At 74.6% G+C, this 7148-nt stretch carries 7 protein-coding genes; 4 read left to right on the top strand and 3 right to left on the bottom strand.

Annotated elements, in window-relative coordinates:
* Positions 1-570, top strand: a 570-nt coding sequence (locus ACFVVA_RS27275) for an ABC transporter permease (protein ID WP_387693449.1), incomplete at its 5' end; no start/stop codon positions are given.
* A gap of 127 nt (positions 571-697) precedes the next feature.
* Positions 698-1501 (top strand): hypothetical protein, encoded by an 804-nt coding sequence (locus ACFVVA_RS27270; protein WP_387693448.1) that lies wholly within the window; start codon positions 698-700, stop codon positions 1499-1501.
* 94 nt (positions 1502-1595) lie between these two features.
* On the opposite strand, the gene ybaK is transcribed toward ACFVVA_RS27270, so the two are convergent.
* From ybaK to ACFVVA_RS27255, 3 genes are all read right to left on the bottom strand, one after another.
* A complete protein-coding gene (ybaK, locus tag ACFVVA_RS27265; protein ID WP_387693447.1) occupies positions 1596-2090 on the bottom strand; it encodes a Cys-tRNA(Pro) deacylase in 495 nt (164 codons plus the stop codon).
* A 22-nt stretch (positions 2091-2112) separates the two neighbouring features.
* The gene (locus ACFVVA_RS27260) at positions 2113-2850 is read right to left on the bottom strand and encodes an LON peptidase substrate-binding domain-containing protein (protein WP_387693461.1); all 738 of its coding nucleotides are present in this window, start codon (positions 2848-2850) and stop codon (positions 2113-2115) included.
* Between the two features lie 132 nt (positions 2851-2982).
* Entirely contained in the window at positions 2983-4563 is a 1581-nt protein-coding gene (locus tag ACFVVA_RS27255) for an oxidoreductase (RefSeq protein WP_387693446.1), read from the bottom strand.
* 91 nt (positions 4564-4654) lie between these two features.
* Between ACFVVA_RS27255 and hisD the strand changes: the two genes are divergently transcribed.
* Entirely contained in the window at positions 4655-5962 is a 1308-nt protein-coding gene (gene hisD, locus ACFVVA_RS27250; protein ID WP_387693445.1) for a histidinol dehydrogenase, read from the top strand.
* Entirely contained in the window at positions 5959-7143 is a 1185-nt protein-coding gene (locus ACFVVA_RS27245) for a histidinol-phosphate transaminase (RefSeq protein WP_387693444.1), read from the top strand. Before hisD ends, ACFVVA_RS27245 begins: the two co-directional genes overlap by 4 nt.
* Positions 7144-7148: the final 5 nt, after the last annotated feature.

Genomic DNA, 7148 nt, shown 5'->3' with positions numbered 1-7148 from the left:
GGGTCGAGCGTGCTGGTGGTGGCCTTCGTCGCGCTGAACCTGCTCGCCCAGTACTTCGGGAAGCTGCGGGCCACCGGCGGGCTCGACCACTACGCGACGCTGCCGGTGCCGGCCGCCTCGGTGGTGCTGGGGGCGGCCGCCGCGTACGCCTCCTTCACCCTGCCCGGGACGCTCGCCACGGCGGTGTTCGGGGCGGTGATGTTCGGGCTGCCGCTCGGGCAGCTGTGGGTGCTGCTGGCGGTCGTGCCGCTGGCCGGGGCCGCGCTGTCCGGGCTGGGAGCGGTCTGCGGGCTGCTGGCGCCGCGCCAGGAGATCGCGACGATGCTCGGGCAGCTCGGGATGTCGGCGGCCCTGCTGCTGGGCGTGCTGCCGGTGAACCACCTGCCGCAGCCGGTGCAGTGGCTGCGGGACCTGCTGCCGTCCACGTACGGGGTGGACGCCTTCGCGCGGACGTTCGCGCCGGATCCGGACTGGGCGCTGGTGCTCGGGGACCTGGCGGTCTGCGCGGGGGTGGGCGTGGTGTCGCTGGCCGTCGCCACCTGGGCGTACCGGCGGGCGGTCTCGCGGTAGGGCGTCGCGCGGCGGGCCGTCCCGAGGTGCTGCCCGGTCCGGTGCGGCACGGGCCGGTGCGGCGGTCGGTACGGCGGTCGGTACGGTGGTGGGTCGTTCGAGTGGCCGTCGTGAAACGATGGGGCCCGTGACCGTACCGAACACACCTCCGGATCCCGCCCCCGCCGACGTGCACGGCCCGCACGGCGTGCACGACGCGCGCGATGCGCAGGCGGTGCCGGACGCAGCGTCCGACCCGTTCGCGCCGCCGTACGGGGCCACCGCCCTCGGGCACGGGACGACCCCGCTGGGGCAGCGGCTGCTGCCGGAGGTCCGGATCGGGGCGGGGGTCGTGGTCGCCTGCCTGGTGGCCGGTCTCGTGGTGGCCGGGCTGTGGGCCTGGCTGGCGCCGAAGGTGCCGCTGGTGGTGGACGGGGACCGCATCCTCTACGCCGACCCCGAGGGGGAGCAGCGGGCCGGCGCCGACGCGGTGTTCGTGCTCATCTGCCTGGGGGCGGGGATCCTGACCGCGCTCGGCGCCTTCCTGGTCACCCGCAGGCGCGGCGGCGGCATCGCGGTCGCGCTGGGGCTGACCGTCGGCGGGCTGCTCGGGTCGATCGGGGCCTGGCGGATCGGGCGCTGGCTCGGGCCGGGCAACGACCTGATCGGTGAGGCCCGGCGGGTCGGCAACGGCGGGCACTTCGACGCGGGCATCGACCTGGGGGCGCTGGGGGCGCTGCTGGTCTGGCCGATGACGGCGATGGTGGTGCTGCTCCTGCTTTCGGCGGCGTTCGGCAAGCGCGAGGAGGACCCGCCGCCGTACTGGGCGCCGGTGGCGCAGTCGCCGCTGGGGGTGCCTCCGGCGGGGGCGCCGACGGGGCCGTGGGCCGGGCCGTACCCGGGACCGGGGTCGCAGCCGGGACCGGGAACGGGGAGCGGTACGGGGCACTGACGTACGCGTCGTCCCCTCGCGCCCCCGCGCCCCGCTTTCGCGGGGAAGGGGATCCGGGGGCACTCGGCTGGGCCCGGAGGGTGCTCGGCAGCGCTCAGCGGGCGATGGGGGCGGTGCTGGCCCTGGTGAGGCCGATGAGGTCGCCCGGGGCCAGTTCGACTTCGAGGCCGCGGCGGCCCGCCGAGACGTAGACCGTGGGGTGGCCGAGCGCGCTGGCGTCGACGACGGTCCGCAGCGGGCGGCGCTGGCCCAGCGGGGAGATGCCGCCGAGGACGTAGCCGCTGCTGCGCTCGGCGGCGGCCGGGTCGGCCATGGCGGCGCGCTTGCCGCCGACGGCCGCCGCCAGGGCCTTGAGGTCGAGTTGGCCGGCGACCGGGACCACGCCGACGGTGAGGGTGCCGTCCACGTCGGCGACGAGGGTCTTGAAGACCCGCTCGGGGGCGATGCCGAGGACCTCGGCGGCCTCGCCGCCGTAGGAGGCGGCGGCCGGGTCGTGGTCGTAGGCGTGCACGGTGAACGGGACGGCGGCGGCTTCCAGGGCGACGGTGGCGGGCGTGCCCTGGCCGCCCTTCCTGGGCTTCTTGGCCATGTCGGGTCCTCGGGGTCCTCGGTCAGTTGGGGCTGAAGCGCTGGCGGGTGAGGTCGGCGGCGGGCAGCGAGGGCAGCCAGCTGAGGACGGCGCTCTCGCGGCGCAGCAGGTCGAGTTCGGCGCGCAGCCGCTGGGCGTTGTCCGGGCAGGCGAGCAGCTGCTGCTTGACCGGGGTCTCGAACACCGAGGCGGCGGCGACCAGGTAGGAGAGCACCTGCGGGTCGTCCGGGAGCTCCTGGTGGCCGACGGTGCTGGCCTCGCGGGCGCCGGCCAGGCGCTTCTGGTAGACCCGGAACGCCCGCTCGACCTCGGAGGCCAGCGCGCCGGACCCCTCGCCGGGGCGCTCCTCGATGGGCTCGATCTCACCGGTCAGGTACGGGCCGGAGACGTCCGCCGAGCGCAGCCGGAACCGGGTGGTGCCGGTGACCAGCAGCTCGTAGCGGCCGTCCGGCTGGTGCTCGACCGAGGCGATGTCGGCGACGCAGCCGATGTGGAACATCGCCTCCAAGGGGTCCCCGGTAACGGTGCCGAGGCCGTCCAGCGGGCCGGCCGGGCCCCCCTCGGGTCTGACCGGGGCGACCTCCCGGCCGTCCCTGATCGCGAGCACGCCGAACCGCCGGGGGGTGTCCTCGGACTGTTCGAGCAGGTCGGCGACGAGACGGCGGTAGCGCTCCTCGAAGACGTTCAGGGGCAGCACCAGGCCCGGGTAGAGCACGGTGTTCAGCGGGAAGAGCGGCAGCCGTTCTGTCACGGCGGACAGCGTAGTTCCCCGGGCGGGGGCCTTGTCGCACGGTCGGCGGGGTCGGCCGTCGATGAGGCGGCCGCCGACGGGCCGACCGCCGCCCGCCGACCGCCGACGGTCGACGGGCCGACGGGTCGGCCGTCGGCCGGCTCAGCCGCGCTGGAGCATCCTGGTGGCGCCGGTGACGACCGTGGAGGCGAGCAGCCAGCCGATCACGACCAGCCCGGCGGAGATCCACTGGGTGAGGCCCGCGGGGTTCCAGCCGCCCTGGTTGAGGTCCACGATCGGCAGCAGCTGGTTGAGGGTGTACAGCACCGGGTTCCAGTGCGGGCGCTCGTCGGCCTTGAGCGGCTCCAGCGGGTGGGTGGCGAACCAGAGGCTGCCGAGGATCCAGGCGAGCAGCAGCCACAGTCCCGCCCGGCCGGGCCGGTAGCCGTAGCCGACGGTGACGTCCTGGACCGCGCCCCAGACCCGGGCGGGCAGCGGCAGGGTGCGCCGGCGCCGGCGCTGCTTGGCGTACAGCACCTCGCGGGCGTCGTCGTCGGCGCCGTCGCGGCGCAGGGCGGTGGCGAGCTGCTCGTAGGACTCCGGCTGGAAGTCCACCGAGGAGCCCTCCAGCCAGGCGATCCGCTGCTGGACGGTGAAGGGGCGGGCCGGACGCAGGTTCTCGTACACGAAGCCGGTGAGGCGCAGGTGCTTGCCGAGCGGCCACGCCTCCGGGGCGTCGACCAGGTTGCCGATCCGGGCGCGGGAGAGCGAGACGGTGCCGGTGGGGCGGAACTTGCAGGTGAAGCGCAGTTCGGGGGTCTGGATGCGGCTCAGCGCGAGTTCGTCCGTGTCCGCCAGGTGGAACTCGCCGGAGATCAGGCAGGCGCTGTCGAAGCGCGAGTCGGAGAGGCGGACCTGGCCCCAGGCGCGGAACGGGGTGACCGGGCCGTCCGGCGGCGGGTACTCCCCGTAGCCGGAGCCGTAGTAGCCGCGGGAGCCGGACCAGCCGCGGTCGGCGGAGCCGGTCAGGTAGAGGGTGTGGCCGACACTGACCCGGACGGCGTTGAAGCAGATGCGGTTCTTCTCCGGGACGGCGCGCAGCTGGGCGCCGCGCAGCGAGAGCCGGCCGCCTATCCGGGCCGTCCGTATGCTCAACTCGCCCGTGGTCTCCAGGCGTTCGGCCTCGAAGTCCTGGTTGACGGTGATCCCGTCGGCGGAGACGGCACGGGCGAAGCGGTCGCCGCCGACCACCGTCTGGTTGAGCAGCAGATCGGTGCCGATCTTGGAGTCGGTGAGCCGGATGCCCTCGGGGACGCGGCAGCGGGCCAGGTGGAGGTCGCCGGTGGTGGAGAGCCGGGAGGCCTCCAGCCGGGGGATGAGGCAGCCCACGAAGCGCAGCGTCGAGGCCACGGCCTCGGACATCAGGATCTTCTGGTCGAAGCGGCAGCCGTGCACCTCGACGTAGCGGTCGATGTCGGCGCCGGCCAGCTTGAGCGCCCCGGTGACCAGCACGCCGCTGAGCCGCAGCGAGGCGACCCGCCCGGCGGCGGGCTCCGGGCCGGCCAGCAGCAGATGGGCGAGCACCTCGGCGCGGACGGTGCGCTCGGGGCCCCAGACGGCGTCGCCGAAGGGGTCGTCGGCCTCCGCCTCGCCCGTACGAAGGTCCAGGATCTCGCCCTCGCGGTAGGCCTCCCAGAGCCTCCGCTCGACCCCGTTCCAGCCCTCCGGAGCACGCTCCGCCATGGTTTCCCCCGTCCCCCCGGTCGTCTCGCCCTTCGTATCACGGACTGAAATGCGGGACCAGCGGTTCCGGCCACTCCTTACACTGGGTGGCGTGATCTCTCGAATCGACCTCCGCGGCTCGCTGGACGACCCGCGTGACCTGCTGCCCCGTGCCGAGTTCGACGTCGCGGCCGCCCTGGAGAAGGTGCGGCCGATCGCCGAGGACGTACGCCATCGCGGGGTCGCGGCGCTGATCGAGATCACCGAGCGCTTCGACGGCGTCCGGCTGGAGTCGACCCGGGTCCCGGCCGAGCAGCTGACCGCGGCACTGGAGACGCTGGACCCGAAGGTCCGGGCCGCGCTGGAGGAGTCGATCCGCCGGGCCCGAGCCGTGCACGCGGACCAGCGCCGCACCGGGCACACCACCCAGGTGGTGCCGGGCGGCACGGTCACCCAGCGCTGGGTGCCGGTCGAGCGGGTCGGCCTGTACGTGCCGGGCGGGCTGGCGGTCTACCCGTCCTCCGTGGTGATGAACGTGGTGCCGGCCCAGGCGGCGGGCGTCCGGGGCATCGCCGTCACCTCGCCGCCGCAGAAGGAGTTCGGCGGCCGCGTCCACCCGACCATCCTGGCGGCCTGCGCGCTGCTCGGCGTGGAGGAGGTGTACGCCGTCGGCGGCGCCCAGGCGGTCGCGATGTTCGCCCTCGGCACCGAGGAGTGCGCGCCGGTGAACATGGTCACCGGCCCGGGCAACATCTACGTGGCCGCCGCCAAGCGCTACTTCGCCGGCCGGATCGGCATCGACTCCGAGGCCGGCCCGACCGAGATCGCCGTCCTCGCCGACGACAGCGCGCTGGCGTCCGACGTCGCCGCCGACCTGATCAGCCAGGCCGAGCACGGCCCGACCTCCGGCTCGGTGCTGGTCACCGACTCCCCGGCACTGGCCGACGCGGTCGAGGCCGAGCTGGCCGTGCAGGTCGCGAGGACCAAGCACGGCGAGCGGGTGGCCGAGGCGCTGGGCGGCAGGCAGTCCGGCATCATCCTGGTCGACGACCTGGAGCAGGGCCTCGCCGTGGTCAACGCGTACGCGGCCGAGCACCTGGAGATCCAGACCCGCGACGCCCACGCCGTGGCGGCCCGGGTGGTCAACGCCGGTGCGATCTTCATCGGCCGCTGGACCCCGGTCTCGCTGGGCGACTACGCGGCCGGCTCCAACCACGTGCTGCCGACCGGCGGCTGCGCCTGCCACTCCTCCGGGCTGTCGGTGCAGACCTTCCTGCGCGGCGTCCAGGTCGTCGAGTACGACCGGGAGGCGCTGGCGGACGTCGCCGCGCACGTGGTCACCCTGGCGAACGCCGAGGACCTGCCGGGGCACGGGGACGCGATCAAGGCTCGTTTCGATTGGACGGTGCCGGGCTCGTGACTGCCATCGATGATCTGCCGGTCCGGGACGAGCTGCGCGGCCAGTCCCCGTACGGCGCGCCGCAGCTGGACGTGCCCGTCCAGCTGAACACCAACGAGAACCCCTACCCGCTGCCCGAGGAACTGGTCGCCCGGATCGCCGAGCGCGTCGCCGAGGCCGCCCGCGGGCTGAACCGCTACCCCGACCGGGACGCGGTCGAGCTGCGCGAGGGCCTCGCCGCGTACCTCGGGAAGACCACCGGCTTCCCCGTCCGGCGTGAGCAGGTGTGGGCGGCCAACGGCTCCAACGAGGTGCTCCAGCAGCTGCTGCAGACCTTCGGCGGTCCCGGCCGCAGCGCGCTCGGCTTCGAGCCCTCGTACTCGATGCACGCGCTGATCTCCCGGGGCACCGGCACGGCCTGGATCTCCGGGCCGCGCAACGAGGACTTCACCATCGACGTGGACGCCGCCGTCGCCGCCATCGCGGAGCACCGGCCGAACGTGGTCTTCGTCTGCTCGCCCAACAACCCGACCGGCACCGCCGTGGACGCCGACACCGTGCTGCGGCTGTACGAGGCCGCGCAGGCCGCCCGGCCCAGCCTGGTGGTGGTGGACGAGGCGTACGTCGAGTTCTCGCACCGCGCCTCGCTGCTGCCGCTGATCGAGGGCCGCCCCAACCTGGTGGTCAGCCGCACCATGTCCAAGGCCTTCGGCGCGGCCGGGCTGCGCCTGGGCTACCTGGCCGCCGACCCGGCCGTGGTGGACGCGGTGCAGCTGGTGCGCCTGCCGTACCACCTGTCGGCCGTCACCCAGGCCACCGCGCTGGCCTGCCTGGAGCACACCGACACCCTGCTGGGGTACGTCGGGCGGCTCAAGGAGGAGCGCGACCGGCTGGTCGACGCGCTGCGGGGAATGGGCCTGGAGGTCACCGACTCGGACGCCAACTTCGTCCAGTTCGGCCGCTTCGCCGACACCCACGCGGTGTGGCAGGCCATCCTCGACCAGGGCGTCCTGGTCCGCGACAACGGCGTCCCCGGGTGGCTGCGCGTCACCGCCGGCACGCCCGCCGAGAACGACGCCTTCCTGGACGCCGTCCGCACCGCCCTCCCTCCCTCCTTGCCCGCCGCCGGACAGGAGGGGCCCAAGCCCACCCCCACCCTTGATCGAGCACGCTCCGCGCGCGCTGCCAGTCAGGAGCTGTAACCCCC

Origin of the sequence: Kitasatospora sp. NPDC058048, assembly GCF_042885555.1 — a bacterium.
Taxonomy (GTDB): domain Bacteria; phylum Actinomycetota; class Actinomycetes; order Streptomycetales; family Streptomycetaceae; genus Kitasatospora; species Kitasatospora lactacystinica.
Note: the sequence above shows the minus strand (reverse complement) of the source record. Positions and strands in the feature narration are given on the sequence as shown.